Origin of the sequence: Flavimarina sp. Hel_I_48 (assembly GCF_000733945.1) — a bacterium.
Lineage (GTDB): Bacteria > Bacteroidota > Bacteroidia > Flavobacteriales > Flavobacteriaceae > Leeuwenhoekiella.
Genome location: NZ_JPOL01000002.1, coordinates 1,892,677 through 1,918,989 on the forward strand (window position 1 = coordinate 1,892,677; position 26,313 = coordinate 1,918,989).

The 26,313-nt window shown below is 38.8% G+C and carries 22 protein-coding genes and 1 tRNA gene; 17 read left to right on the top strand and 6 right to left on the bottom strand.

Features of this window, described 5'->3' with window-relative positions:
* The first annotated feature begins 72 nt into the window (after positions 1 to 72).
* Complete coding sequence (locus P162_RS08355; RefSeq protein ID WP_031426850.1) at positions 73 to 798, top strand: LysE family translocator; 726 nt, start codon at positions 73 to 75, stop codon at positions 796 to 798.
* 59 nt (positions 799 to 857) lie between these two features.
* Here P162_RS08355 and P162_RS08360 read toward each other — a convergent pair.
* Together P162_RS08360 and folB are read right to left on the bottom strand one after the other, a co-directional pair.
* Positions 858 to 928, bottom strand: a tRNA-Cys gene (locus tag P162_RS08360).
* Between the two features lie 53 nt (positions 929 to 981).
* The gene (gene folB / locus P162_RS08365) at positions 982 to 1,338 is read right to left on the bottom strand and encodes a dihydroneopterin aldolase (RefSeq protein ID WP_031426851.1); all 357 of its coding nucleotides are present in this window, start codon (positions 1,336 to 1,338) and stop codon (positions 982 to 984) included.
* A gap of 187 nt (positions 1,339 to 1,525) precedes the next feature.
* On the opposite strand from folB, the gene P162_RS08370 reads away from it, so the two are divergent.
* The 4 genes from P162_RS08370 (at position 1,526) to P162_RS08385 (ending at position 4,780) form a co-directional block, all read left to right on the top strand.
* The gene (locus tag P162_RS08370) at positions 1,526 to 3,556 is read left to right on the top strand and encodes a glutamine--tRNA ligase/YqeY domain fusion protein (protein ID WP_031426852.1); all 2,031 of its coding nucleotides are present in this window, start codon (positions 1,526 to 1,528) and stop codon (positions 3,554 to 3,556) included.
* Between the two features lie 196 nt (positions 3,557 to 3,752).
* Complete coding sequence (locus P162_RS08375) at positions 3,753 to 4,139, top strand: YtxH domain-containing protein (protein ID WP_031426853.1); 387 nt, start codon at positions 3,753 to 3,755, stop codon at positions 4,137 to 4,139.
* Between the two features lie 7 nt (positions 4,140 to 4,146).
* Positions 4,147 to 4,545: a phage holin family protein gene (locus tag P162_RS08380; RefSeq protein ID WP_164076237.1), complete on the top strand. Its 399-nt coding sequence runs from the start codon at positions 4,147 to 4,149 to the stop codon at positions 4,543 to 4,545.
* Position 4,546: 1 nt separating this feature from the next.
* Positions 4,547 to 4,780 carry a DUF6327 family protein gene (locus P162_RS08385; protein ID WP_031426856.1) on the top strand — a complete coding sequence of 78 codons (234 nt, stop codon included), beginning with the start codon at positions 4,547 to 4,549 and terminating at the stop codon, positions 4,778 to 4,780.
* Positions 4,781 to 4,861: 81 nt separating this feature from the next.
* On the opposite strand, the gene P162_RS08390 is transcribed toward P162_RS08385, so the two are convergent.
* Positions 4,862 to 5,857 (bottom strand): SPFH domain-containing protein, encoded by a 996-nt coding sequence (locus tag P162_RS08390; RefSeq protein ID WP_031426857.1) that lies wholly within the window; start codon positions 5,855 to 5,857, stop codon positions 4,862 to 4,864.
* Positions 5,858 to 5,974: 117 nt separating this feature from the next.
* Entirely contained in the window at positions 5,975 to 7,489 is a 1,515-nt protein-coding gene (gene gltX / locus P162_RS08395; protein WP_031426858.1) for a glutamate--tRNA ligase, read from the bottom strand.
* A 260-nt stretch (positions 7,490 to 7,749) separates the two neighbouring features.
* Between gltX and P162_RS08400 the strand changes: the two genes are divergently transcribed.
* The 5 genes from P162_RS08400 to P162_RS08420 all read left to right on the top strand — a co-directional run bounded on the left by P162_RS08400 (position 7,750) and on the right by P162_RS08420 (position 15,245).
* Positions 7,750 to 11,205: a DUF4175 family protein gene (locus P162_RS08400; protein ID WP_031426859.1), complete on the top strand. Its 3,456-nt coding sequence runs from the start codon at positions 7,750 to 7,752 to the stop codon at positions 11,203 to 11,205.
* On the top strand, positions 11,189 to 11,611 hold the full coding sequence (ybeY, locus tag P162_RS08405) for an rRNA maturation RNase YbeY (RefSeq protein ID WP_081868398.1): 423 nt from the start codon (positions 11,189 to 11,191) through the stop codon (positions 11,609 to 11,611). The genes P162_RS08400 and ybeY overlap by 17 nt, the downstream gene beginning before the upstream one ends.
* 85 nt (positions 11,612 to 11,696) lie before the next feature.
* Entirely contained in the window at positions 11,697 to 13,574 is a 1,878-nt protein-coding gene (gene mnmG / locus P162_RS08410; RefSeq protein WP_031426861.1) for a tRNA uridine-5-carboxymethylaminomethyl(34) synthesis enzyme MnmG, read from the top strand.
* Positions 13,575 to 13,796: 222 nt separating this feature from the next.
* Complete coding sequence (locus P162_RS08415; protein ID WP_316931593.1) at positions 13,797 to 14,528, top strand: class I SAM-dependent methyltransferase; 732 nt, start codon at positions 13,797 to 13,799, stop codon at positions 14,526 to 14,528.
* Between the two features lie 198 nt (positions 14,529 to 14,726).
* Complete coding sequence (locus P162_RS08420) at positions 14,727 to 15,245, top strand: OmpH family outer membrane protein (RefSeq protein WP_031426863.1); 519 nt, start codon at positions 14,727 to 14,729, stop codon at positions 15,243 to 15,245.
* A 53-nt stretch (positions 15,246 to 15,298) separates the two neighbouring features.
* Here P162_RS08420 and P162_RS08425 read toward each other — a convergent pair whose 3' ends face one another.
* A complete protein-coding gene (locus P162_RS08425) occupies positions 15,299 to 16,447 on the bottom strand; it encodes an ATP-binding protein (RefSeq protein WP_031426864.1) in 1,149 nt (382 codons plus the stop codon).
* 194 nt (positions 16,448 to 16,641) lie between these two features.
* On the opposite strand from P162_RS08425, the gene P162_RS08430 reads away from it, so the two are divergent.
* The 3 genes from P162_RS08430 (at position 16,642) to P162_RS08440 (ending at position 20,500) form a co-directional block, all read left to right on the top strand.
* Complete coding sequence (locus P162_RS08430) at positions 16,642 to 17,829, top strand: phosphoglycerate kinase (protein ID WP_031426865.1); 1,188 nt, start codon at positions 16,642 to 16,644, stop codon at positions 17,827 to 17,829.
* Between the two features lie 24 nt (positions 17,830 to 17,853).
* Positions 17,854 to 19,260, top strand: coding sequence for a lytic transglycosylase domain-containing protein (locus P162_RS08435; RefSeq protein ID WP_051907830.1), 1,407 nt, complete (start codon positions 17,854 to 17,856; stop codon positions 19,258 to 19,260).
* Between the two features lie 262 nt (positions 19,261 to 19,522).
* Positions 19,523 to 20,500: a DUF4837 family protein gene (locus P162_RS08440; RefSeq protein WP_031426867.1), complete on the top strand. Its 978-nt coding sequence runs from the start codon at positions 19,523 to 19,525 to the stop codon at positions 20,498 to 20,500.
* A 75-nt stretch (positions 20,501 to 20,575) separates the two neighbouring features.
* On the opposite strand, the gene tatA is transcribed toward P162_RS08440, so the two are convergent.
* Positions 20,576 to 20,779 (bottom strand): twin-arginine translocase TatA/TatE family subunit, encoded by a 204-nt coding sequence (gene tatA, locus P162_RS08445; RefSeq protein ID WP_031426868.1) that lies wholly within the window; start codon positions 20,777 to 20,779, stop codon positions 20,576 to 20,578.
* Positions 20,780 to 20,946: 167 nt separating this feature from the next.
* On the opposite strand from tatA, the gene P162_RS08450 reads away from it, so the two are divergent.
* From P162_RS08450 to P162_RS08465, 4 genes are read left to right on the top strand one after another with little or no spacing between them, the layout of a single operon-like run.
* Positions 20,947 to 21,771: a M23 family metallopeptidase gene (locus P162_RS08450; protein WP_241077749.1), complete on the top strand. Its 825-nt coding sequence runs from the start codon at positions 20,947 to 20,949 to the stop codon at positions 21,769 to 21,771.
* A gap of 3 nt (positions 21,772 to 21,774) precedes the next feature.
* Positions 21,775 to 23,268, top strand: a complete 1,494-nt coding sequence (locus tag P162_RS08455) for a GH3 auxin-responsive promoter family protein (RefSeq protein WP_031426870.1) — start codon at positions 21,775 to 21,777, stop codon at positions 23,266 to 23,268.
* 19 nt (positions 23,269 to 23,287) lie between these two features.
* The gene (locus P162_RS08460) at positions 23,288 to 24,979 is read left to right on the top strand and encodes a DUF6909 family protein (protein ID WP_031426871.1); all 1,692 of its coding nucleotides are present in this window, start codon (positions 23,288 to 23,290) and stop codon (positions 24,977 to 24,979) included.
* Positions 24,976 to 25,938 (top strand): hypothetical protein, encoded by a 963-nt coding sequence (locus P162_RS08465; protein WP_031426872.1) that lies wholly within the window; start codon positions 24,976 to 24,978, stop codon positions 25,936 to 25,938. The genes P162_RS08460 and P162_RS08465 overlap by 4 nt, the downstream gene beginning before the upstream one ends.
* The last annotated feature ends 375 nt before the right edge of the window (positions 25,939 to 26,313 follow it).

Here is a 26,313-nt window from a genome sequence, read left to right on the forward strand (position 1 = left end):
GATTGCAGGATTAAGATTATGCGGTAAAGAGGGCTAAAACTGCTACATTTGTACAAACGATCCTCCTTTTAAATGCTTCAAGATCTTTCTACAGCCATACCACTAGGATTTTTCCTAGCTTTTTTAGTCGGTCCCGTATTTTTTGTTCTTCTGGAAACGGCCGCAATTAAGGGATTTAGGGCTGCATTATTATTTGATATAGGCGTCATAACCGCAGATATTCTCTTTATTTTAATCGCTTACTTTAGTACAAATAAACTCCTCAACGAACTCAAAGACGATCCGGGCTTATTTATTTTTGGCGGCATGTTGCTTGCGACTTATGGAATTATAAGTTTTTTAAGGGCAAAAAGCAGAGATTTAGATGCTGAAGAAGAGCATCCCACCGTCATTATGAGCCGAAGGAATTATCTTGGAATGGTAATTAAAGGTTTCCTGCTGAATTTTATAAATATAGGGGTATTGGGATTTTGGTTGGTCCTATTAATATCTGCGGGTCCCACCATGGATATGAATCCTGACCGACTCATATTTTTCTTTTCGGTAATTCTATTGACCTATTTAATCGTTGACATTATTAAAATTCTGGTTGCAAAGAAACTGCGCAGCAAGCTAACGCCCTCCCGGGTTGCCAGGATCAAAAAAGGTATAAGTGTAGTGCTTTTTATCTTTGGTCTGGTTTTTATAGTAAAGGGTGCATTCCCTTCAGAGATCTCTAAAATTGAAGAAAAATTTGAGCAGTTTACCCCAGAAACACCTTTTCAGGAGCAGGAAAAGGCTCTTGATAGTGTCCACTAAGAATAAATCAACGGCATAAAAAAAGCTATCTTCTAATTGAAGACAGCTTTTAAAAAGAGAGGTGTCGAGCGGATTCGAACCGCTGTACGAGGTGTTGCAGACCTCTGCCTAGCCACTCGGCCACGACACCTTATATCTTTAAGGGGATGCAAATTTAACTAATTTATTGGGATTTTAAAGCGATTAACGTTTTTTAGTCAATTCTACGCTTACCGCATGTACATCACCATTTATGGGCGGGTTTAATTTACTGACTTCTACCTTTGCTTTTGTAACCATTGATAATTCATCAAGTGCCCTGTTTAGTATACGCTGGCAGACTTCTTCAAGCAATTTGCTTCGTATCGCCATTTCCTCTTTGACGATCTTGTTAAGATGCACATAATCCACCGTATCTTCCAGTTGGTCAGAAACGGAAGCTTCCGTTAAGTCTGCCCATACTTTTAAATCCACCCTGTAATCAGAGCCTATCATGCCCTCTTCCCGCATACAACCGTGATAGGCGTACACTTTTATGTTGTTCAATCGTATTATACCCATTGTTCAAAGGTATTCATTTTACAGAATTTTTTGTTGCTATAATACCTTTTATGAGGACAAAGTGAAAAGCATATGGAGCCGAAGGAATGATAAAGAATAAACCTTCGGCGGAAGCCTAACAGAAATAACCATTAAATAGATGGTAACAACGTATTTTTAGTAATTTTACCCCTTTACATAAACAATCATGGCTGAAGAATATAAAGCACTTAATTTTATAGAACAGATCGTAGAAGAAGATCTAAAAAATGGATACGATAAGAGCGATCTGAGGTTTCGTTTTCCACCAGAGCCTAATGGCTATTTACATATAGGACATTGCAAGGCCATCTGTTTAAACTTTGGCCTTGGGGAAAAATACAATGCCCCGGTCAACTTGCGTTTCGACGATACAAACCCTTCTAAAGAAGAAAAAGAATACGTAGATGCCATTAAACAGGATATAGAATGGCTGGGTTACAAATGGGACAAAGAGTGCTATTCTTCAGATTATTTTGAGCAGTTGTACATCTGGGCAGTTCAGCTTATCAAAGATGGCAAGGCCTATATAGATTCGCAGAGCAGCGAGGTTATGGCAGAACAAAAGGGAACACCTACCAGTCCCGGTACAAACAGCCCGTATAGAGATCGTAGTGTTTCAGAAAACCTGGAGCTTTTTGAACAAATGAAAGAAGGCAAGTTTGAGGAGGGAATGCATGTTCTAAGGGCAAAAATTGATATGCAGGCGCCTAACATGCTCTTGCGCGATCCTTTGTTGTATAGGGTTATAAAAAAAGCGCACCACCGTACTGGCACAAACTGGTCTATTTACCCTATGTACGACTGGGCACATGGCGAGAGCGATTACATTGAACAGATCAGTCACAGTTTGTGTTCGCTAGAGTTTAAGCCGCACCGGCCACTTTATGAATGGCTCGTGGACGAGGTGTATACCAGTAATACCAAACCAAAACAACGAGAGTTTGCGCGCTTAAATTTGAATTATACCATTATGAGCAAGCGTAAATTGCTTACGCTCGTAGAACAGCAGGTAGTCAACGGTTGGGACGATCCCCGTATGCCCACTATCTCTGGATTACGCAGAAGGGGCTACACACCAGGGGCTATACGTAGTTTTATTGACGCCGTAGGTGTTGCAAAAAGGGACAATATCATTGATGTTTCTTTGTTGGAATTCCATATACGTGAAGATCTTAATAAAACCGCGCCCCGGGTTATGGCGGTTCTTGATCCAATTAAAGTGGTCATAACCAATTATCCTGATGACAAAGTAGAATGGCTTGACGCGGAAAATAATCCTGAAGATGAAAGTGCCGGTGAACGTAAAGTGCCTTTTGCAAAAGAATTATACATAGAACGCGAGGATTTTAAAGAAGATGCTGGTAAAAAATTCTTCCGTCTAACGCTTGGAGAAGAAGTGCGGTTGAAAAACGCATACATCATAAAAGGGGAGCATGTCGTAAAGGATACCAGCGGAAACATTACCGAAATCCATTGTAGTTATGATGTGGATTCATTGAGTGGAAGCGGTACCGAGGCCAGTAAGCGCAAAGTTAAAGGGACGTTGCACTGGGTAGCGATAAATCATGCGATTAAGGCTGAAATCAGGCTTTATGACCGTCTTTTCTTAAATGAATCGCCAGATGGTGACAAAGAAAGAGACTTTATGGAGTTCCTAAACCCAAAAAGCCTGCAAAAAATCGTGGGCTACCTTGAACCCAGTTTGAAAGATGTACAGGTAGGGGAAATGTTCCAGTTTCAACGTATGGGTTATTTTAACGTAGATAAGGATAGTACGAGTGATCAACTGGTTTTTAACAGTACCGTACCGCTTCGCGATACCTGGGCTAAAGTTTCTCAGGAAAAACCCGCCGAAAAGAAACAAGCACCAAAACCCAAGCAGCAAATGCCTCAAAAATCTCCGATGGATTACATTAAAAAATCGGGTAAGAAACTGGCAAACCTACCGGATGCAAAACGTATCAATACCATTGCCCAGATCCAGGAGCATGCTAAAAAGGTTGATTACGAAGAGTTGAGTGAACTTTTCAATACTTCGGTAAAGAAAATAGGAACACGTCTGGCGGTTTTAGAAACCTTGAAAGTGCTGATAGCAATGAATAAAGCTAAAAAGACAGACCCTGAAGTCGCTCAATATATAGAAGATATGAGAACTTCTGGTAACGAACTGCTTGAAAACGCAGTTAGTGATCTTTAATTATTGGGTATTATAATCTTTATGCTTACTTATAAATGACAAATAATACGGGAATAGCTGATTTTCAGTCTAAAATAGCCGGTTTTTGAGCTGTTTTGACAAATATTTAAGCTTATTTCTTAATTATTAACCGGTTATTAACGGAGATATACTTGGAACCCTTGTATATTTGGGTTTACTAAACAAAACAATCACCATGTCAAAAACAGGAAACACTTTACTAGCCTTAATAACAGGAGCCGCAATAGGTTCTGTAGTTGCATTGCTTTATGCTCCAGAAAGCGGAGATGAAACACGCAAGAAGATTTCAAAAAATGCTAAAGACGCTAAAAGAAAGTTAGATAAGCAGATCAAAGAAACTTCGGAATCTTTAAGCAGTTCTGCTCAGAAGGCAAAAAAAAACTTTGATCACAAGTTAGAGGAAACCCTTAGCTCAGCAAGTGGAAAAGCAGACGATATTCTCGTTGCAATGGAAAAAAAGCTTGAAGATTTGAGAAGAAAAAATGCACATGCTACAGATAAAGCGGAAGGCGTTGTAGATAATGTAAAAGATATGAATGTACCTAGAGGTGCAAAAGCATAATCAGCCTATGTCTATTTTTAATTTATCTGAAAATTTTAAGATTTTAAGCGATGATTTTCAAACTGCCATGGAGAGCAGTATGGAATTTTACAAGCTTGATTTCTTCGGAAAATTTATGAAAGGTGCTGTTTCTATGGTCAATTTATTGATCATAGGAAGTGCTTTCATGATCTTTCTATTGTTTTTTTCAGTCGCAATTGCCATTGTTATTGGCGATGCTTTAGAAAGCCTCAGTGCCGGGTATTTTATCGTCGCGGGATTTTATTTTGTGTTATTCTTGTTCATGCTTATTTTTGGTAAGCCTATTATTACTAAAAAAGTATTGACTAAATATTCTAAAGTAGTCTTCAACGAGGAAACCCAAAAACAGGTCTTAGATGACAAATTTAAAAAATTAGTAGATTGATATGAAAGTATATTCTTCCTTCGAACAAATTGAGCACGATCTTAAAATTTTAAAATTGCAACAGCAGATCGATAAAGAACAGCTAAAGGCTGACGTTAACGATATGAAAAGCAATTTTAACCCTGTGGGTTCCATTGCTAATACCGTGGGGGCTATTGTCAAGAAAGCTTTTGTTTACAAGGCTGTTGATAAGCTAGTAGGTATTAAAAAGGTCAAGAATAAAAATTACGAATAGCATAAGTACATCAGTACAACTAAAAAATCCCAGATCAAGATTGATCTGGGATTTTTTTGGTTTTATAAAGTAGCTAATCACTTAGTCCAAAGAAGGATCAAAGTCGTCAGTATCTATGCGACCAATAGGAGGTTTTTTACGAGGCTTTTTATTCTTGCCAAGTCCATTTTCAGCATTTTGCTTCTTCATTTGTTCACCTATCTGATTAGAAGCGGCAAAACTAGCGATCATGTTATTGAGCATTTCACTTCCTGCCTGTGGCGAATTTGGCATAAGAATCAGGTTTGAATTGGTTGCCTCTCCCATAGATTGCAGGGTGTCGTAATGCTGCGTTACCACAATTAGTGCAGATGCTTCCTGAGAGTTTATGCCCACATTGTTCAAAACCTCTACAGACTCTTCCAGACCGCGTGCGATCTCCCTGCGCTGGTCTGCTATACCCTGACCCTGTAAACGCTTGCTTTCGGCTTCTGCACGCGCTTTTGCCACGATTTTAATACGATCTGCTTCTGCTTCATATTCTGCAGCAACTTTTTCCCGTTCTGAAGCGTTAATACGGTTCATGGCAATTTTTACCTGCTGGTCAGGATCAATATCTGTTACCAGTGTTTTGATAATATCATAACCATAATCAGTCATGGCCTGATTAAGTTCGCTTTTTACGGCAACGGCAATATCATCTTTTCTTTCAAATACATCATCCAGTTTCATTTTTGGCACTTCAGAACGTACCACGTCAAAAACATAAGAGGTAATCTGGTTTTGTGGATCTTCAAGTTCATAAAAGGCATCATATACGTTTGTTTTCACCACCCTGAACTGTACCGAAATCTTAAGACGTACAAAAACGTCATCTTTCGTCTTGGTTTCCACGATAACATCCAGCTGTTGAATACGCAGGTTTACGCGACCTACCACACGGTCTATAAAAGGGATTTTAAACTGAATACCAGATTTACGAACGCTGGTAAACTTACCCAGACGTTCAATTATTGCCGCAGTCTGCTGGCGCACAATAAATATGGAGGAAAAGAGCAGAATTAGGAGTAGGAAGCCTACAATGGGAAGAATAAACATAATTGTGAATTTAAGTGAAAATAAAAAACTGGGTAATGGCTTTAAAATTACCATTCCCAGTTCATATTTTCTAACTTAATAAACTATAGTTTATCTTTTTAGCTATTTAGAGGGACATCAAAGGCTTTCAATGGCAAAGCGAATACGTTCCAGCGTTTTTTCTTTACCAATGGAGGCAGCTATCTCAAATACATCAGGACCCTGCATCGCACCTACAAGACTCAACCTAAAAGGTTGCATTACCTTACCAAAGCCAAGACCAGATCCCTGAATCCATTCTTTTACGGCAGCAGAAAGAGCTTCTGCGTTAAAAGGTTCTGTTTTGTAGATTATTTCGCATATTTTACTCATGATCTCACCGGTATCCTCTTTCCATATTTTCTTCACTGCTTTTTCATCATAGGAGGTAGGACGTTCAAAAAAGTACCAGCCAGATTCCCATAAATCTGAGATAAAAACAGCACGTTCTTTTAGTAAATGAACCACTTTAGCTACATATTCAGCTGAACTTTCAATGCCTTTTTCTTCAAGGATTTCTTTAAAACCAGCTACTAAAACTGACTCATCTGCAAGCTGCAAATGTTGTTGTTGAAACCATTTGGTTTTATCAGGATCAAATTTTGCTCCGGATTTATGTACGGTATTCAGTTCAAAATCTGCAATAAGTTCTTCTAAAGAGTAGATTTCTTTTTCGATTCCGGGGTTCCATCCTAGAAAAGCGAGCATGTTAATAACCGCTTCTGGCAGGTAACCATCTTCCCGGTATCCGCTGGAACGTGTATCAGATTTTGGATCTTTCCATTCTAAAGGAAATACGGGAAAGCCCATTTTCTCACCATCCCTCTTGCTTAATTTTCCTTTACCTACGGGTTTCATGATCAGTGGGAGGTGGGCAAATTGTGGAGCATCCCAACCAAAGGCACGATAAAGCAACTTATGAAGTGCCAGGGAGGGCAACCATTCTTCACCACGTATTACATGCGTGATTTCCATAAGATGATCATCTACGATATTCGCAAGGTGATAGGTGGGCATGCCGTCACCTTTAAAAAGTACTTTATCATCAAGCACGCTAGTCTGAACTTCCATATCCCCACGTATAATATCATCAAGATAGAGCGTTTCATCTGCAGGTGATTTAAACCGGATCACATGTTCTTCCCCACCGTCCAGCCTTTTCTGAACCTCTTCCGCAGTAAGATTTAAAGAATTATCAAGCTTGTTGCGGTTGTGCCAGTTGTAAATAAAAGTTTTTCCCTGCGCTTCGTGTTCTTTTCGTTCTTTATCTAAAGCTTCTTCGCTATCAAAAGCGTAATATGCATCACCAGAATCAATAAGTTGTTTCGCAAAGGCGAAATACTTATCCTTGCGCTCACTTTGTCTATAGGGTCCAAAATCTCCTTCTTTCCCCGGGCCTTCATCAAATGGAATTCCGCACCAGTTCAACGAGTCAATAATATACTCTTCTGTACGTTCTACATAACGCTGCTGGTCTGTATCTTCAATACGCAAAATGAATGTACCGTTGTTCTTCTTTGCAAATAGATAATTGTATAATGCGGTACGTACGCCGCCTATATGAAGTGGGCCGGTGGGACTGGGTGCAAAGCGCACTCTGGGATTTTGTGACATGTTTGTGGTTTTTGGCCTGCAAAGGTAAATTAATTTTGAAGTACTGCCTATTCAGAACGCATTTGTAGCCTGACGAATACTAGCGGTCAAATTTTTGTAATTTATTTCAGTACAATGCGGTTTATAAATTTTTTAATATATATAGCTTGATGCTAATATACTGTGCACTACGCAGAAAACACGTAAATTTGTGTAAAGCTGCGGGTATTTATATACCTCAAAACACCGTTTTATCAATTTATAGAATAATTTAAGCCAAGGTGAAAAAGCATAATGTCATAGAGGCGAAGCTGGAAGCATTTATCAGCAAGTATTACAAAAACAAACTCCTGCGCGGACTTTTGTTCTTTGTGGCCATAGGTGTGAGCTATTTTCTCCTTGTATTGCTTATAGAATATTTTTTCTGGCTAAGGCCCGCAGGTAGGGCTTTCTTGTTTTGGTCCTTTGTGTTGGTAGAACTTTTTCTTCTTTACCGCTTTATAGGAATTCCCGCTGCGCGATTGTTTAAATTAACTAAAGGAATTGATTTTAGGGAAGCCTCTTATTTAATAGGAGCGCACTTTCCAGAGGTGAGCGACAAACTTACGAACACCCTCCAGCTAAAAGGGCAGGGGAGTGGCTCTGATCTTGCAATGGCCAGTATTGCTCAGAAAGAAAAAGAACTTGACCCCATACCTTTTTCCCTCGCTATAAACTACAGGAAGAATGCTAAATATCTAAAGTATGCCGTTATACCGTTGCTGCTTTTTGTAATTATCAATTTTGTCTTCGGGAAACCTATATTTAAGACCAGTTATGAGCGAATGGTTAATTACGATAAGGCCTATGCTCCGCCTGCTCCTTTCTCTTTTCTGATAGATGAAACAGATTTAAGCACCATTGAAAACAAAGATTTCACAATCCATGCTAATGTAGCAGGATCAGAAATTCCCGAAAATGTACAGGTTTTTATTGATGGTAATGCCTTTTATATGACCAGCGCTGGCGGCGGAAAATTCAGTTATAGGGTAGAGCAACCGGCTACGGACATTGATTTTCATTTGGAAGCGAATGACGTGCGCTCCAGGAATTATAAACTTTCCGTGGTAAAGGCTCCGTTAATTGTTGATTTTGAAATGGCTCTTGATTACCCGGCGTATACATCAAAAAAGGATGAAACTGTGGAAAATACGGGTAACCTTACCGTTCCCGAAGGAACACGCGTCACCTGGAATCTGCAAACTTTAAATACCGAAGAAATCAAATGGATTACTTCAGATTCTACGTTGAACTTTAAGCAGAAAAGCACAGAAGTTTTTAGCATACAACGCACCCTTAGCAGAACTCTTGCTTATGGAATCAGTACGAGTAATGCGGCACTTGCAAATTATGAAACATTGGATTATCGTATTGACGTTATTCGTGATGCCTATCCCACCATAAATGTTTCCATAAAAGAAGATACGGTTAACGGTTTGCAAAATTACCATCAAGGTAGGGTTTCAGATGATTATGGACTTCGAGAACTTCGTCTCGTTTATTATGAAGAAGGGAAGGAAAGAGATAAAAAGTCAAAAAAGTTAGACATTAATGATGGAAATGTGGACCAATTTATTGCCGCTTTTCCAGATACGTTAAACCTGATTCCCGGCACAGCGTATACTTATTATTTTGAAGTGACCGATAATGATGCGGTAAACAAGTATAAGAGCGTTCGTTCCAATGTTTTTAATTTTAAAAAATTAACAAAAGAAGAAGTACAGGATGAACAATTGGACAGGCAACAGGAAACCATAAAAAACCTTGATAAATCACTTGAGAAACGGGAAAAAACAGATGAAGAACTGAAGAAAATTGCCCAGCTTCAGAAGGAAAAACAGGAACTCAATTATAGCGAGCAGCAGCAGCTCAAAAGCTTTATCAATAAGCAACGGCAGCAAGACGCGCTAATGAAAAAATATTCCGAAAGGTTAAAGGAAAATTTGAGAAATTTTAGAGAGAAAAACCAACCGGAAGATAAACTAGATGAACAACTGCAAGAACGTCTTGAGCAAAATGAAGAAAAGTTAGAGGAGCAGGAAAAGTTACTCAAAGAACTTGATGAACTGCGCGAAAAAATAAGCAAAGAAGAACTCAGCGAAAAGTTGGAGAAAGTCAGTCAGCAAAATAAGAATTCAAAGAAGACTTTGAAACAATTGCTGGAACTAACGAAAAAGTACTACGTAGAGCAAAAAATGAAGCGTATTGCGGAGCAAATCAAAGAGTTAGGTGAAAAACAACAGGAATTAAGCAAAAAAGAGGACAATTCACCCGAAAAACAGGAAATATTGAACCAGGAGTTCAAAGAAGTTCAGGAAGATCTTGAAAATTTAGATAAAGAAAATGAAGAACTGACGAAGCCTGTTGACCTTCCAAAAGAGGAAAAACTGGAAGAGGAAATTATAAAAGAACAACAAGATGCTACGGAAGAATTAAAAAAGGAACAAGAAGATCAGGATGAAGGGGAGAAGCAAAACCCGGAAGAAAACAAAAGCGATAGTTCTAAGAAAAAGGCTGTTCAAAAACAACAAAAAGCAGCCGATAAAATGAAACAATTGGCTCAGAAAATGGAGTCACAAATGAATCAGGCCGGTGCGCAAACCTTAGAAGAAGATGTGGATATGTTGCGTCAAATCTTGGATAATCTTGTTCTGTTTTCCTTTAATCAAGAAGATTTAATGCTCGAGTTTAAGGAAATGGACGATCGTAACCCCATGTATTCAAAAAAGCTGGTTCAGCAAAACGTGCTAAGAGAGAATTTTGAACATATTGACGATAGCCTCTTTGCGCTTTCCCTGAGGTTACCTCAGTTGGGAGAGAAAATAAGTGAGGAACTCACAAATGTAGATTACAATTTAGGTCAATCCCTTGAGAGATTAGCTGAAAATCAAATTATGCAAGGAGCCGCAAGCCAACAGTATGTTGTTACCGGAGCGAACACGCTTGCAGATATGCTTTCTTCGATCTTGAATAACATGCAGCAACAGCTTTCCGGTAGTGGCAGCGGTAAGGGAGGTAAACCAACTCCCGGAGCTGGTAGTGCAGGGGAACAATTATCTGATATTATCATGTCACAGGAAGAATTGTCAGAAAAAATGGGAAAGGGTGAATCCCCCGGTAAAGGCGGAAAGAAAGGCGAAAAAGGCGAAGACGGTGATCAGGTTAAACAGGGCGAATCCGGTAAAGATGGTGAAGAAGGCGGTAATGGTGAATCTGGAAAAAATGGTGGTTCTGGTGGAAGTCAGGGTCAAAATGGAATGAAAGAAGGTGATAGATTGAGTGAGGAGCAACGTCTGAAACAATATGAGATTTTTAAAGAGCAGCAGCAAATACGGGAACAATTAGAAAATTTGATTCAGAAGGAAGGTTTAGGTGAAGATGCCAATAATCTGGTCAGGGAAATGAGAAATTTAGAAGATCAGTTATTAAGCGGTGGTATTGATGAAGCAGCTCATAAGCGTATGCAAAACTTGAAACACGAATTGATGAAGCTTAAAGTGGCAGAGCAAGAGCAAGGTCAGGATGAGGAAAGAGAATCCCAAAGCAATAGAAAAGTGTTTGATAATTCCGCCAAATCCATTGAGAAAGAAGCAAAAAATTATTTCAATACCGAAGAATTGTTGAACAGGGAGCCGCTTCCCCTTAATGGTGAATATAAAATTAAAGTGCAAAGTTATTTTAATGGAAACGATGATTGAATTTAATAGTCAGAATGAGTTCGAACTCAAGGGAGAAAGTGCCTATGAAAGTTGGTTAAATACCGTAGCCGAAGAAGAGAATAGAATCATTCAGGAATTGGGTTATGTTTTTTGCAGTGATGCATTTCTTTTAGACCTCAATCAGCAATATCTGGATCATGATACGTTTACTGATATCATAACATTTGATTATTGTGAGGAACAGTTCATTAGGGGTGAGATTTACATTAGTACAGATCGTGTTCGGGAAAATGCTGTAAAGTATGAAGTTTCTTATACGACAGAGCTTAAACGGGTTATGGTTCATGGTTTATTGCACTTGTGTGGGCATGGAGATAAGGGGGGTGCGGAGAAAGCCTTAATGCGCGATATGGAAACGTTTTACATTGATAAGTTCACTTCGTAAGTCTAATATTACCTATTTCTCTTATATTTAGTAACTTTGCGCCCCTTTTAGAAAGGATTGTTAATTAAATGTTTCACGTGGAACAATGAGTTTATTTCAAGATATATACGATGTTATTATAGTGGGAGGTGGACACGCTGGTTGTGAAGCTGCTGCTGCTGCCGCTAACAGAGGAAGCAAAACACTTCTTGTCACCATGAATTTACAGACCATCGCACAGATGTCCTGTAATCCCGCTATGGGCGGTATTGCAAAAGGCCAGATTGTGCGAGAAATAGATGCGATGGGTGGATATAGTGGTATTGTTTCAGATAAGACTGCCATTCAGTTTAAGATGCTCAATATGTCTAAAGGACCCGCAATGTGGAGCCCGCGGGTACAGAGTGATCGTATGCGCTTCGCGGAGGAGTGGAGGCACATGCTTGAGCGAACGCCAAATCTTGACTTTTATCAGGAAATGGTGAGTTCACTAATCGTGGAAGGAGACAATGTTCAGGGTGTGGTTACTTCCCTGGGTATAGAAATTAGATCAAAAAGTGTGGTGCTGACTAATGGTACTTTTCTTAATGGTTTAATACATATTGGAGAGAAAAATTTTGGTGGTGGACGTTCTGGAGAGCGAGCTTCAAGAGGTATAACAGAACAGCTAGTGGAACTTGGTTTCGAATCTGGCAGAATGAAAACAGGTACACCTCCGCGCGTAGATGGAAGGTCATTAGACTTTACTAAAATGGTCGAGCAACCTGGCGATGAACATCCTCAGAAATTTAGTTTTAGTGCTGCAACAAAGCCTTTGGAAACTCAGCGTTCTTGCCATATGGCATATACTAGCAATGAGGTCCACGAAATTTTAAAGACAGGCTTTGATCGATCGCCCATGTTTAATGGGAATATACAGAGTAGTGGTCCCAGATATTGCCCATCAATCGAGGATAAAATAAACAGGTTTGCAGATAAGGACAGACACCAGTTATTTGTTGAACCTGAAGGATGGAATACCGTCGAATATTATATTAATGGCTTTTCGACCAGTCTACCAGAAGATGTACAGTTTAAAGCTTTGAGTAGTGTAAAAGGATTTGAAAAAGTTAAGTTTTTTAGACCTGGTTACGCTATTGAATACGATTATTTTCCACCTACACAATTAAAACATACGCTTGAAACGAAATTGATTTCAGGACTCTATTTCGCCGGACAGATAAATGGTACCACCGGTTATGAAGAAGCTGCTTGCCAGGGAATGATGGCAGGTATTAACGCAAGTCTAAAAGTAGAAGAGCAAGAGCCTTTCATTCTCACCAGAAGTGAGGCCTATATAGGGGTTCTGATAGACGATCTTATTACTAAGGGTACAGAAGAGCCTTATCGTATGTTTACCTCCCGTGCAGAGTACCGTACGCTTATGAGACAGGATAATGCTGACGCCAGACTTACCCCACTATCCTATGCTATTGGTTTAGCTTCTAAAGAAAAATTGAACGCGGTAGAGCAGAAAAAGGAAGAAGCAAAAGATCTTATTGAGTTCTTTGAAAATACCAGCGTGGCTCCTGAAGAAATCAATCCTATTCTAGAAGATTATAATTCTTCTCCGATGTCTCAATCTGATAAAATGGTCAAGGTCTTTAGAAGGCCCCAAATAGCATTAAAAGATATGCTTCTTCTTCAAGATGTAAAGAAATACGTTTCTGATAATAACCTATCTCACGAAGTTTTAGAGCAAGCGGAAATTCAAATAAAATATGCAGGATATATAGAAAAGGAAAAGGCGAATGCCGATAAGTTACAACGCTTAGAAAATATTCGTATACCTGATAATTTTGATTATAAATTATTAAAATCTTTGTCCTACGAGGCACGCGAAAAGCTTACTAAAATACGGCCTACATCCATTTCACAGGCTTCAAGAATTAGTGGTGTATCACCAAGTGATATTTCGGTTATGCTTGTTTATATGGGAAGATAAGGTGATGTTCCACGTGAAACATTCGATAAAAAAGTTTCTATAGTATTTAAAAAATCTACTTGAACTAGGTTTCAATTCATTTAAAACAACTTTGTTTTGGGATACCCATCAAATAAAAATTTTACTGTAAAGGATTATTCGGTAAGTAAAAAAGAATTTGAACTTTGTTATGATGAGCATTATGATCTTTGGAACACGTATCCAAAACCATCCCCAGAAGAATTGAGCGAATATTACGATAGCTCAGATTATATTTCCCATACAGATTCACGACGCTCTTTAACAGATAAATTATATCAACAGGTCAAGAAATGGATGTTTTCCTATAAATTTAATGTTCTTCAAAAACATAAAAACAAAGGAAAAATTCTAGATATTGGGGCAGGAACGGGAGATTTTTTAGAGGAAGCGAAGAAAAGGAATTGGAAAATTACAGGGGTAGAACCTAATTCCGCCGCCAGGGAATTAGCAAAATATAAAGGTGTCAAACTTGAAAGTGAGCTTTCAGAAATTTCAGGTTTCTATGATGTCATTACGCTTTGGCACGTTCTTGAACATGTCTATGATTTGAAGGAATATATTCGATTTTTAAACGCGCATTTAGCTGAAAATGGAGTATTGTTAATAGCTGTTCCTAACTTTAAAAGTTGGGATGCCAGAAAATACAAAGCACAATGGGCGGCTAATGATGTGCCAAGACACTTATATCATTTTTCAAAATCAGCTATTGAACGCTTATTTGCCGAAGTAAATATGGAGCTCATAGATACAAAGCCACTTTTTTTTGATTCTTTCTATGTAAGCATACTTTCTGAAAAATATCGAGAAAACAATTCTCCTTTATTGCGCGGGCTATTATCAGGGTTGAAGTCCAATCTCTCTGCATTGCATTCAAAGGAATATTCTTCCCAAATTTACATTTTAAAACATCAAAACCGCACTACGAGCTCCTAAATCAATTCAGATCGCATTAAATGACATTGATAAGCTAATAATTTTAAAAGCCCTTAAACAGGTTTATACGGCTTTAGATTTAATAGTTTTTATAGATATTTACAATAAATACTATAAATAATAGCTATACGACAGTTTTTAAAGCTATTTCTTTAAAAATTGATCAGACTTTATATTTTTACGTAAAATTAGAAAAACATGAAACGAATATTAGGAGGTATACTTTTAGCAAGTACTTTTTTAAGTTGCAATCAGCAAAAGACTGCGTATGTAAATACCGAAAAAATTGTCAAGGAATATAAGACCATGGCAAATACGCAAGACAAATATGCTAAAATGAATGATGCGCTAATGGCAGAACTTGAGCAAAAAGCTAAAGCATATCAAACTCAGGTAGAGGAGTACCAAAAGAATCAAGGTTCTATGAGCAGTAGCCAGCGTGAGAAAGCAGAACAAGATCTTATGAGTCAGCGTCAACAATTGCAACAGGAACAGCAAATGCGTGGAAGACAAATACAACAAGAGAGTCAGGCGGCAATAGATTCTATTATTAAAGAAGTAAAGGACGAGGTAAAATCTTACGGAGAATCAAACGGCTATGACTTTATATATGGTCAAAACGATGCGGGTAGCATTATGTATGGTAAAGAAGAATACGATGTTACTGAAGAGGTAATCGCCGCTCTTAATAAAGACACCAAAGATTCGATTAAATAATGGCCTTAAAAGGACAAAAAATCAATAAAAAAAGCCCATTTTTCGGGCTTTTTTTATGCTTTTCGATGTAGTAAACGCGTGAGTTTTATAGATAAATCGGTTAAAATTATCTTGGCATTTCCGTTTCGTTCAATATGGTAAGCGGCATCTTGAAGCTCGGTTACAATAGCTTCAATATTATTCCCGTGTACAAAAGGTGCAAATTTAGAAAGATCAAATTGCGTTTGCGGTTGAAGGTACACTAAGGTCTCTGCTTTATAATTGAGCAGGAGCGCCTGTCTGAAAAAATCTACACAATAATCAAGAAAGTTCTTTTGAGTTTCCCTGCCCATACCTGCGATTTGTTCGCTCCAGGAAATAAGGTCCAGTATTGATTTTTTATTTCCCTTTGCCTTAAAAGCTGTTCTCACCCATGCAATAAACCAGAGTTCAAAGTCGTCATCTTCCCCATCATGTTGTAAGAGATGTAACGCTTTATTATAATCACCATTGGCCTGATGTGCTAATTTCTTAGCCAGGGCAGGATCGCAATCTTTGTTTTTTATGAGTGCATTTTGCAAAGCAGCTTCGCCCAGCGCAGGAAATTGTAAGAGTTGGCAGCGGGATTTAATAGTATCAATAATGCGGTCTGCATCTTCTGCGATCAATATAAAAACGGTCCTTTCTGGTGGTTCTTCAATTAATTTCAAGAGTTTATTAGCTCCAGCAGTGTTCATTTTTTCGGCCATCCAGATAATCATCACCTTATAACCGCCCTCGTAACTTTTTAAAGAAAGGGATTTGACCACATCCAGTGCCTCGTCAACACCTATCTGTCCCTGTTTTTTTTCAATACCGATGTGTTGATGCCACTCAAAAAGGCTTCCGTAGGGCTTTTTTGCTACAAAATCCCCCCATTCCTTCAAAAAATGGTTAGAAACCGGATGTTTTTTAACTGTTTCGTTAGTCGCGACAGGAAAAGCAAAATGAAGGTCTGGATGGGAAAGATGATTAAATTTAACGTTACAAGCCGCCGGTCCTCCTTGATTTTCCCCCTGTGAGTTATTGCATATGAGATACTGGGCAAAGGCGATGGCCATGGGCAATACTCCGCTACCGGCTTTACCCACAAAAAGCTGCGCATGTGCCACACGGTTTCTATCTACACTAGTAGTCAGATGATTTTTTATAAATTCCTGACCTATGATATCACTAAATTGCATGGCTCAAATATAACAGATTTGTAACGGTTTGTAAGTAGGCATCTGTTATATTTGTTTTGCTGAAATGGGCAAAATGACGGCCCTAAATCGCGATAATGATTAAAAAAAGTCAATATATTAGTGGAAAATCCCTAACGGACTAATTATTATAGAATACCAACCCTTTATAAAGGATCACATAAACAAATTTTGAAATGAAAACCATAGACGATTTTAATTTTGCAGACAAGAAAGCACTTTTACGTGTAGATTTTAATGTTCCCCTTAATAATGATCATGAGGTTACAGATGCAACACGTATTGAAGCGGCAAAGCCTACTATAATAAAAATCCTTGAAGATGGTGGCGCGGCCATTCTCATGTCTCATCTGGGCAGGCCAAAAGCGCAGGAATCTGAGTTTTCATTAAAGCATATAAAGGAGAAAGTTTCTGAGGTACTTGGAGTAGAGGTAAAGTTTGTGAGCGACTGCGTAGGTGATGAAGCAGAAAAAGCTGCTAAAGACCTAAAATCTGGTGAAGTCCTTTTGCTGGAAAACCTGCGTTACCACAAAGAAGAAGAAAAAGGGGATAAGGATTTTGCAAAAAAGCTGTCTAATTTGGCTGATATCTATGTAAATGATGCCTTTGGAACTGCACACCGCGCACATGCGTCTACAACCGTAGTTGCTCAATTCTTTCCTGAAAAAAAATGTTTTGGTTACTTGATAGCACAGGAAATTGAGAGCCTTGATAAAGTGATGCACAGCGATAAAAAACCAGTATTGGCTATTTTAGGCGGCGCGAAGGTTTCCTCTAAAATTACAGTTATCAAGAATATCCTTGATAAGGTTGATGATCTAATTATAGGTGGCGGGATGGCCTATACTTTTATTAAGGCGCAAGGTGGAAATATAGGCAGTTCAATTTGTGAAGACGATCTGCAGGATCTTGCCCTTGACATATTAAAACAGGCCAAGGAGAAAAACGTTAATATTCACCTACCCGTAGATGTTATTGCAGCAGACGCGTTTTCAGAATTTGCAAACACCCAGGTAGAAGACATTTACAAAATAGCAGATGGATGGCAGGGTCTGGATGCAGGTCCTAAAAGCCTAGAGCATTTTGCCGAAGTTGTAAAGAAAAGCAAAACCATTTTATGGAATGGCCCATTAGGGGTATTTGAGATAGAGCCTTTTTCTAACGGTACCATAAAGTTGGGCGAAGCTATTGCAGAAGCAACAAGCGATGGCGCATATTCCCTTGTGGGCGGTGGAGATAGTGTAGCTGCAGTCAAGGAATTTGGCTTTGATGATAAAGTAAGTTACGTTTCCACAGGGGGTGGCGCAATGTTAGAAATGCTAGAAGGAAAAACACTTCCTGGCATAGCAGCCATTCAAGATTAAGTCTAAAAATTAATCTGTTCCATTTTGATCAAAGAAAAAACGGTTAACAAGCTAGGCTTAGCTGTACTTTTTAGTGTTTCATTATTCGCAGGCGTACATGCCCAGAAAAACCAGAATTCTATTTTGAGGGATTCTCGGGAAAATGGGGTAGTACGCCGCGGTGACACGACTGTGCAATTAAAAAAAATGACAGATCTGCATAAGGATGAAACGGTTAATCTCATTCTTGAAAAGATAAAGGAAGGCGATTCACTGGTTTATCAACTTGATGATGATTCATACGCTTCCGCACTTGATGCGAAGTGGATTGAAGAACTTACCACAGAATCCCTTTATGACTCTATTACAGAAATGGTTCAGGAACAGGACCTGGGAGAAATAGAGTATTCTGAATTGCCTACAGATACCCTAAAAAAGCGTTTAGCGCGATTAAATGCTATTACACCGTTTGATATAGAGTATAACCCCTATCTGGAACGGGTGATCAAGAATTACCTAAAACGGCATAGACCTGCTATGGAAAGACTTATGGGTCTAAGTCATTTTTATTTTCCAGGTTTTGAAGAAACATTAGATAAGTATGACCTTCCATTAGAGCTTAAATATCTGGCCGTTGTAGAGTCCGCTTTGCGACCCCGCGTACGTTCTAGAGCGGGTGCCACGGGGATGTGGCAATTTATGTATGCCACAGCAAAAATACATGATCTGGAAATCAATTCGTACGTTGATGAGCGAATGGATCCTGAACGTTCCACCGAAGCAGCAAGCGAATATTTATCCCGGCTTTATGAGATTTTTGAAGATTGGGATCTTGCTTTGGCCGCCTACAACTCTGGACCTGGAAATGTTTCCAAAGCGATACGGCGGAGTGGGGGATATAAAAATTACTGGAACTTAAGGCCTTATTTACCCAGGGAAACGGCAGGTTATGTTCCTGCTTTTTATGCATTTATTTACGTTTTTGAATATGCAAAAGAACATGGCTATAATCCTGAAAAGCCGCAGTTTAATTACTTTCTCACAGATACTGTACATATCAAAGAGAGCCTGACCTTGAATGAAGTTTCTGAATTTACGGGCGTTTCACTCGCTGAGCTTGAATATCTCAACCCGGTTTATAAATTGAATATTATCCCTAAAACCGAAGATGATCAGTATGCGTTGCGACTTCCCAGAAAGGAAGTAGGTAAATTTGTATACAACGAAGACGCCATTTACGCCACCGTACAGGCAAAGAATGATCAGCGGGAGAAAACCCTTCCAGAACTGCTAGAACAGGCTGCAGGGATCAATTATAGGGTCAAAAGCGGTGATTTTTTAGGTAGGATAGCAAATCGTTATGGCGTTGGGATCTCTCAGATAAAACAATGGAACAATTTACGCTCCAATAAATTGAAAATAGGTCAGCGCCTGCTTATATATCCCAAATAATGCCGACTTAAAATTGAGTTTTCATAACTCAGTTATAGTTTCTCTGCGTATCGTTAAAACACTTTGCCTTACGCTGGAATACTTATATTTTTTCCAAAACAAATTGTACAACATCTATTTACGGAGTGATGGATATTTATTGGATTGAATTTTTGGAGCTAAAATCCACCTCTTTTTCTTCCGTAGGAACTATTTAGACCATTTTGGAATGATTTTAGTGATAGTCTAAAAAACTTCAACTAACAAAAAAGAAGAACCTATCATGCAAAAATTACCTTTGGCATTAATGCTATGCGCCTCCCTTATTTCCTGTAACGATAAGCCAGGCAAACGTATTCTCAGTAGTTCTTCAGGAGGCTTGAATACTTTGACCATCGTTATGCCAAATGAGCTTTGGCAGGGGCCTTTAGGTGAAACCGTTCGAGCAAAATTTGCAGGTTCGGTAGAGGGTTTGCCGCAGGTGGAACCTCTATTTGACATCAACCAAATGCCAATTGAAGCCTTTAAGGGGTTTATGCGCAAGCAGCGTACATTTCTTAAGATAGAAAAGAGCGACACTTTAGATCTAAGCATATTGAATAACCCTTACGCAAAACCACAAACAGGGATTGTCGTAAAAGGGCCAGATATAAATTCAATTATTGGTCTGATTGCAAAAGACAGTGCAACTATTGTAGAAACGTTTAAGAATACAGAGCGAAAAGAGAAGCTCCGTAGAGTCAATCTCGCCCCACAGGAAGACGATATGTTGAGGAAGAATTTTGGTATTTCAATGAAATTTCCCGATGCTTACCGTTATGCAGAAACCAAGAATGATTTTTTCTGGATAAGAAAGGATGTGCCTAATGGCGATATGGATATTACGGTGTACGAAGTACCATTTTCAATGATAGATAAGGATACCAATACTATTGCCGCAATCATAAAAATGCGTGATAGTATAAGCGGAGACAATATTTTGACAGATGAAGGTACTCGTTTTAGAACAGAGCCCGCGTACGCCCCTTATTTGAAAAAAACCACTATAGATGGTAAACCTGCCTGGGAGACAAAAGGCACATGGGATGTAAAAGGAAGGTTTATGGCGGGTCCTTTTGTGAATTACGCCATTAAGGATGAGAAAAATAAAAGGTATTTAATTCTTGAAGGTTTCGTATTTAAACCTTCCTCAAATAAAAGGGATAATATGTTTGAACTTGAATCGATACTGCGATCTGTTCGTTTTATCGATGAGAAATAATTAAATGAACCAAGAAAAAGCCCGATACAAGATTTTGTATCGGGCTTTTTTATTTTTTAAAAACTGTTGGATTGTTTAAGATTTTTTTTCTTCAATCTTTTCGTCAGCCAGCGGTGTGTTGTCTTCTTTAGAAGCATCTTTAAATTCTTTTATACCGCTTCCCAGACCGCGCATCATCTCTGGAATTTTCTTACCTCCAAAAAGAAGTAAAATAACCAGAACGATAATACCAATTTGCCAAGGGCCTACCATTCCTAAAAATATTGTCAATGCGTTCATAACTTTTTATTTAGAAAGTAAATATAAAAAGAAAAGTACAAACGCAAGCCTTTCTTAAGAAAAATTAGCATGTGTCATCCTATCATTTAATTTTATATTTGTCCTATGCTTTATTAACTATGACGGCAAAAAAGAAAATAAGTAAAATAAGACTAAAGAGAAGGCTCATGCACAAGTACCGCCTGGTCATTCTCAATGAGGATACCTTTGAGGAGCGGGTATCATTTAGACTTAATCGTCTGAATGTCTTTATACTGGTGGGTTTTTCTACAATTGCAATTATCCTTCTCACTTTTTTTTTAATCGCCTACACGCCCCTTCGGGAATATATTCCCGGCTATCCTTCCTCAAAGCTTAGAAAGCAAGCTACCCAGTTGATGTTTGAAACAGATTCTCTAAAACGTAGTTTTGATATTAACAGGCAATATTATGCGAGTATACGCAAAGTACTTACAGGTGATAGTCTGGCGGTAGATTTTAATAAGGATTCTACGATTGCGACAAATGAAAATCAAAGTTTCACCATTGATGTTCAGCCTTCAAGAGCTGACTCCCTATTGCGTGAAAAGGTGGCGCAAGAAGATCGCTATAACCTGTTTAGTCCAGCCACAGCAGCGGTGACCAATACCCTTTTCCCACCCGTCAAGGGAACCATCACCGAAGCGTATGATATAGATACCAAACATTATGCAGTTGATGTGGCCGTGGTAAATGACGAGCCCGTTAAAGCAGCGGCAGATGGGACGGTTATTTTTTCTGAGTGGACGGCAGATACAGGTTTTGTGATTATTTTAGAGCATGCCGGTAATTTGATTTCAGTATACAAACATAACGCTACCTTAAATAAAGAACAGGGTGATCTTGTAAAAGCGGGCGAAGTTATAGCTACGGTGGGCTCCACAGGTACTTTAAGTACGGGGCCTCATCTCCATTTTGAATTGTGGAGCGGCGGCTATCCAGTAAACCCCGTTAATTATATAAATTTTGAATAGCGCATGTCTATAAAGTCTTTTGCAGCAAAAATTTTTGCGCGTTATACCGTTTCCAAAACCCAAAAATGGTCTTCCCAACCCATAAAGACCCAGGAAAAAGTATTTCAGGAATTGATCAAAAAAGCAGCTTCAACAAAATTTGGCCAGGATCATCATTTTGATAAGATTGAAAATCCAGCACAATTTGCCAGGCAGGTGCCCGTACGGGATTATGAAGAACTCAAAGGGTATATAACACGTGTGGTAGATGGTGAAAGTGATATTCTCTGGCCTGGAAAGCCCATTTATTTTGCCAAAACTTCAGGTACAACTTCCGGGGCGAAATATATTCCTATTACCCATGAATCTATGCCCACTCACATTAAGGCGGCAAGAAACGCGATCTTAAGCTATATCGCAGAAACCGGTAACGCAGATTTTGTAGATGGAAAAATGATCTTTTTACAGGGAAGTCCCACCTTAGATGAAAAAAATGGAATTAAGTTGGGTCGGCTTTCCGGCATTGTGGCGCACTACGTACCAGGCTATCTGCAAAAGAACCGTTTACCCAGCTGGGAGACAAACTGTATTGATAACTGGGAGGATAAGGTGGAAGCTATCGTAGCGGAAACTACATCAGAAGATCTACGGGTAATAAGTGGCATTCCATCATGGGTGCAAATGTATTTTGAACGTTTACAGGCAAAAAATGGTCAAAAAGTAGGTAAAATCTTCCCCAATTTCAATCTTTTTATTTACGGTGGGGTTAATTATGAACCTTACCGAAAAAAGTTTGAAACCCTTATAGGCAGGCGCGTAGACAGTATAGAGCTTTTTCCTGCAAGTGAAGGTTTTTTTGCTTATCAGGATACCCAAAAAGAGAACGGAATGCTATTGCTGCTTGATTCCGGTATTTTTTATGAGTTCATAATCGCAGATCAATTTTTTGAAACAGACGCAAAGCGCTTGACCATTGGCGAAGTGGAACTGGGCGTTAATTATGTCATGATCATTTCAACAACGGTAGGTTTATGGGCTTATAATGTGGGAGATACCATTCAGTTTACGAGCAATTCCCCTTATAGGATCATTGTTACGGGACGCATAAAACATTTTATATCTGCGTTTGGTGAACACGTTATTGGTAATGAAGTAGAACGCGCGATCGCTTTGGCAGGAGCAGGTTTTGATGCAGAGGTAACCGAATTTTCGGTTGCTCCACAGATAAATCCCGTTGAGGGCCTTCCTTATCATGAATGGTTTATTGAATTTGAGAAAGAGCCAAAAAACCTTAACGCTTTCGCGGAAGCGATTGACAACGCGCTACAGGATCAGAATTCCTACTACAAGGATCTGATTACCGGCAAAGTATTACAAACCTTAAAGATAAGTCTCGTAAAGCGGGGTGGTTTTAACGATTATATGCGATCTCAAGGCAAGCTGGGCGGACAAAATAAACTACCGCGCCTGGCGAATGATCGAAAAATTGCAGATGCTTTACCAATAAGCGATTTTTAAAAAAAGTATATTTGCCCCTATGAGTATAACCAATACAGACGATAGAACGAGGGCTCAGGAAAGCTCTAGTGCAATTGAACGTATGTATATCACCATGCGCCACCTTTTTAATCGTGGTTTCTATAAGCCCATGGGCGTTTCTGGTGAGACTTTACGTGAATCGCTCCTTATCCTAAGGCCCGAAATTTATGGCGCGGTAGCTGAGCAAAAAGTAGAACTTGATGGACTTCTTTATGTCATAGACCGTCTTCCCGAAGGTATTGAAGAATGCCGTTACATAAACCTCACCAGTGACGAAGGTTATAAAAATTCGCATTTTAAGCCTATAATTCCCCCTAAAAGGAGAAGAAACTGTTACCGTATCGATGAGGAACAGATGAATATTGAAATTACGCGCGGCAGGTCTGAAATCTATGACATACTTACACACCTCACCTTTTTGTTTATAGAATCGCATAAAATAATGCGCCGTGTAATCATCAATGAAGAGGGCAGCACCACCAGAGACTGGAAAAAGTTGGAAAAAATGGTGCTGAGTGAAGAAGAGCCCACACAAGCCGAGCGCGAGATTGCACTTACACACACCGCAAATATCCTGGGCAGGACATTTCAGGAAGTAAGTACCATTTATGGAAAATTCGCCACTGTAAAAAACAATAAACGCTTCTTAAAAATCATTTACTGGTTAGGCAAACGCGCTATTGAAGAACGGCTGGAAAGTGATAAACGCATAGTTTCCTTTACTCCGGTATTACGAGAACGTCTAGGCCATCACATACACGGTGAGGTCTGGGCAAATAATATTAAAAAGACCCTTGTTGAGAATGGCCTGATCAACCGGCCACTTCATATCATAAGTGCTAATATGCACAGTGTGATGAATACCCTTTTTGCTCCCGTGGCATTAGAAAAGGAAATGAAGAAAAAGACTAACCTCGAAATCTATGAAATACTGAGCGATTCTTCTAACGGAAAATTGCGAACCAGGGTAGAAAAAACGGCCCTTGCAAATGGCATGTTATTTTTACCAGATCAAAGCGGGACCAATATAGATATACAGATTTTTGATACCTCAAAACTGGAGATTTCACTCAATAATTTTTGTCACAAAAAAGATTACGATAAAGGAAAAGAGCCCGTTATCATTGTAATGGATTATGCCTTTGGTGAGCAGGCCTATGAAACGATGGAAGAACTTCTTAAACCCTATGAAAAGGGAAGGGAAACCATTTATCTGGACGTTTCTTCCATTTCTATGATGGGTAAGGCCGGCGTTCTTGAAGGGGATAAAGGCGACATTATGATCCCTAAAGCGCATCTTTTTGAAGGTACGGCAGATAATTATCCATTTGATAATGAGCTTAAAAAGGAAGATCTGGAAGGCAATGATATCTCCGTATTTGAAGGTGCTATGATCACTGTTTTAGGTACTTCATTGCAAAACCGTGATATCCTTAAGTTCTTTTACGAGAGTTCCTGGAATGTTATAGGGCTGGAGATGGAAGGAGCCCACTATCAGAAAGCCATTCAGGCAGCAGCAAAATTGAGAGGAAATATAAGTGATAAAGTGAAAGTACGTTACGCTTACTACGCATCAGATAACCCGTTAAAGACAGGAAGTACGCTCGCAAGTGGTGGTTTAGGGACTTCTGGTGTAAAACCCACGTACCTTATTACCGAAAAAATCCTTGAACAAATATTCAATTCATGAGAAATGACAATGACGTTTATGTAGATGACGTTTTTGATAAGTTAAAGCAATTTATCAAACGTATTCTAAGGCTTATTTTTAAGTTTTTTAGTCTGCTATGGGCAAAAAAACTAATTTTTCTAGCCCTTATAATCATTGGTCTTGGTATTGGGTTTTTTCTGGATATGAACAAGGAAACGCATTATGAGTCAATTTTGCAGATCAGAACTTTTCAGCCCGGTACAGAATACGTTTATAATAGCATTGACAACCTCAATAAAAACCTGAGGGATTCTACTTATTTGAGAGAAAATGGTTTTGAAAGCCAGGAGTTGCAAAGCATTGAAATCACTCCTATGGCAAATATGGAAGATCTGCTTTCTACATTCGGGAGTGAGGATTCAAGGACGTTGGAAACCCTGATCCTTAATACAAGTACGCAGGATTTGCTTACTTCGGAATTTTTTAGGTCACAATATGCGCAGCACCGTATTGACATGAAATTCGGTAAGAACTTTGATAAAAATACGGTATCAAATTTTTTAAAATTTATAAACGAAAACCCTTATTATCAGGATCTTTATATACTCAATCATGAGTCTTTAGCCAAGCGGATTGAAGAAGATCAAAATTCCATCAAACAAATAGATTCCGTTATTATCAACTACAACGGAAATTTGAAAGAGGGAAATTCGAATGGACCAGTTACCGCCTTTATAAGTGAGCAGCGGGCAAGTAGTATTTTTGAGTTACTTCAGTTCAGAAATTCACTTGTAAAAGAAGTAGAAGTGCTCAAAGCAGAAATGCAAGAACTTAAATCCCCTGTCACCCTGACAAACAATCCCATTATATTAGAGCAGGATGGCCTTGTGAAAAACAGTACATTGTTTCTTCCGTTACTGTTAGCAGGTATTTTTATAGCCCTTTTACTTATAGTTGCATTGTATAGAAAAATGAAACTCTGGGTTCAACAACCTTGATCAATTTTATCATGAGGACACCCAGTTTACGTACCATATATACGGTTTTGTTCTTACTGGGTATGTTTTTTATACCATTCAATTCCTGGAGTGGAATTTCTGCTTTAGGAGAATATAGCAGGGAGTCTGCCACTCTTTTTTTTCTTATGGGTGGGGGTATACTTGGTCTCGAGTTCCTTTTAAATAGAAAGATTGTTTTCCCCTTGAAGAACGCAGTTTTTTGTTCTGTGCTTCTTTTTCTTATTTGGTGTGTTTTAACGACACTTTTTAATATTTCAGGTGTAAATAATCATTTTTACAAAGGTATCTCTGGTATTGAACGTTTTTACAGGCAATATTTGTCAATTTTGATCATTGCCTTTTTCTTTTATATTT

What these genes read in the sequence shown, in the direction of transcription:
- P162_RS08380 (WP_164076237.1), top strand. Translation starts at nt 4,147, where the DNA reads ATGTCTATTTTTAATTTATCTGAAAATTTTAAGATTTTAAGCGATGAT.
- P162_RS08390 (WP_031426857.1), bottom strand. Translation starts at nt 5,857, where the DNA reads ATGTTTATTCTTCCCATTGTAGGCTTCCTACTCCTAATTCTGCTCTTT.
- mnmG (WP_031426861.1), top strand. Translation starts at nt 11,697, where the DNA reads ATGAGTTTATTTCAAGATATATACGATGTTATTATAGTGGGAGGTGGA.
- P162_RS08375 (WP_031426853.1), top strand. Translation starts at nt 3,753, where the DNA reads ATGTCAAAAACAGGAAACACTTTACTAGCCTTAATAACAGGAGCCGCA.
- P162_RS08430 (WP_031426865.1), top strand. Translation starts at nt 16,642, where the DNA reads ATGAAAACCATAGACGATTTTAATTTTGCAGACAAGAAAGCACTTTTA.
- tatA (WP_031426868.1), bottom strand. Translation starts at nt 20,779, where the DNA reads ATGAACGCATTGACAATATTTTTAGGAATGGTAGGCCCTTGGCAAATT.
- P162_RS08355 (WP_031426850.1), top strand. Translation starts at nt 73, where the DNA reads ATGCTTCAAGATCTTTCTACAGCCATACCACTAGGATTTTTCCTAGCT.
- P162_RS08420 (WP_031426863.1), top strand. Translation starts at nt 14,727, where the DNA reads ATGAAACGAATATTAGGAGGTATACTTTTAGCAAGTACTTTTTTAAGT.
- P162_RS08460 (WP_031426871.1), top strand. Translation starts at nt 23,288, where the DNA reads ATGAGTATAACCAATACAGACGATAGAACGAGGGCTCAGGAAAGCTCT.
- ybeY (WP_081868398.1), top strand. Translation starts at nt 11,189, where the DNA reads ATGGAAACGATGATTGAATTTAATAGTCAGAATGAGTTCGAACTCAAG.
- P162_RS08455 (WP_031426870.1), top strand. Translation starts at nt 21,775, where the DNA reads ATGTCTATAAAGTCTTTTGCAGCAAAAATTTTTGCGCGTTATACCGTT.
- P162_RS08370 (WP_031426852.1), top strand. Translation starts at nt 1,526, where the DNA reads ATGGCTGAAGAATATAAAGCACTTAATTTTATAGAACAGATCGTAGAA.
- P162_RS08385 (WP_031426856.1), top strand. Translation starts at nt 4,547, where the DNA reads ATGAAAGTATATTCTTCCTTCGAACAAATTGAGCACGATCTTAAAATT.
- P162_RS08440 (WP_031426867.1), top strand. Translation starts at nt 19,523, where the DNA reads ATGCAAAAATTACCTTTGGCATTAATGCTATGCGCCTCCCTTATTTCC.
- P162_RS08465 (WP_031426872.1), top strand. Translation starts at nt 24,976, where the DNA reads ATGAGAAATGACAATGACGTTTATGTAGATGACGTTTTTGATAAGTTA.
- P162_RS08450 (WP_241077749.1), top strand. Translation starts at nt 20,947, where the DNA reads ATGCACAAGTACCGCCTGGTCATTCTCAATGAGGATACCTTTGAGGAG.
- gltX (WP_031426858.1), bottom strand. Translation starts at nt 7,489, where the DNA reads ATGTCACAAAATCCCAGAGTGCGCTTTGCACCCAGTCCCACCGGCCCA.
- P162_RS08425 (WP_031426864.1), bottom strand. Translation starts at nt 16,447, where the DNA reads ATGCAATTTAGTGATATCATAGGTCAGGAATTTATAAAAAATCATCTG.
- folB (WP_031426851.1), bottom strand. Translation starts at nt 1,338, where the DNA reads ATGGGTATAATACGATTGAACAACATAAAAGTGTACGCCTATCACGGT.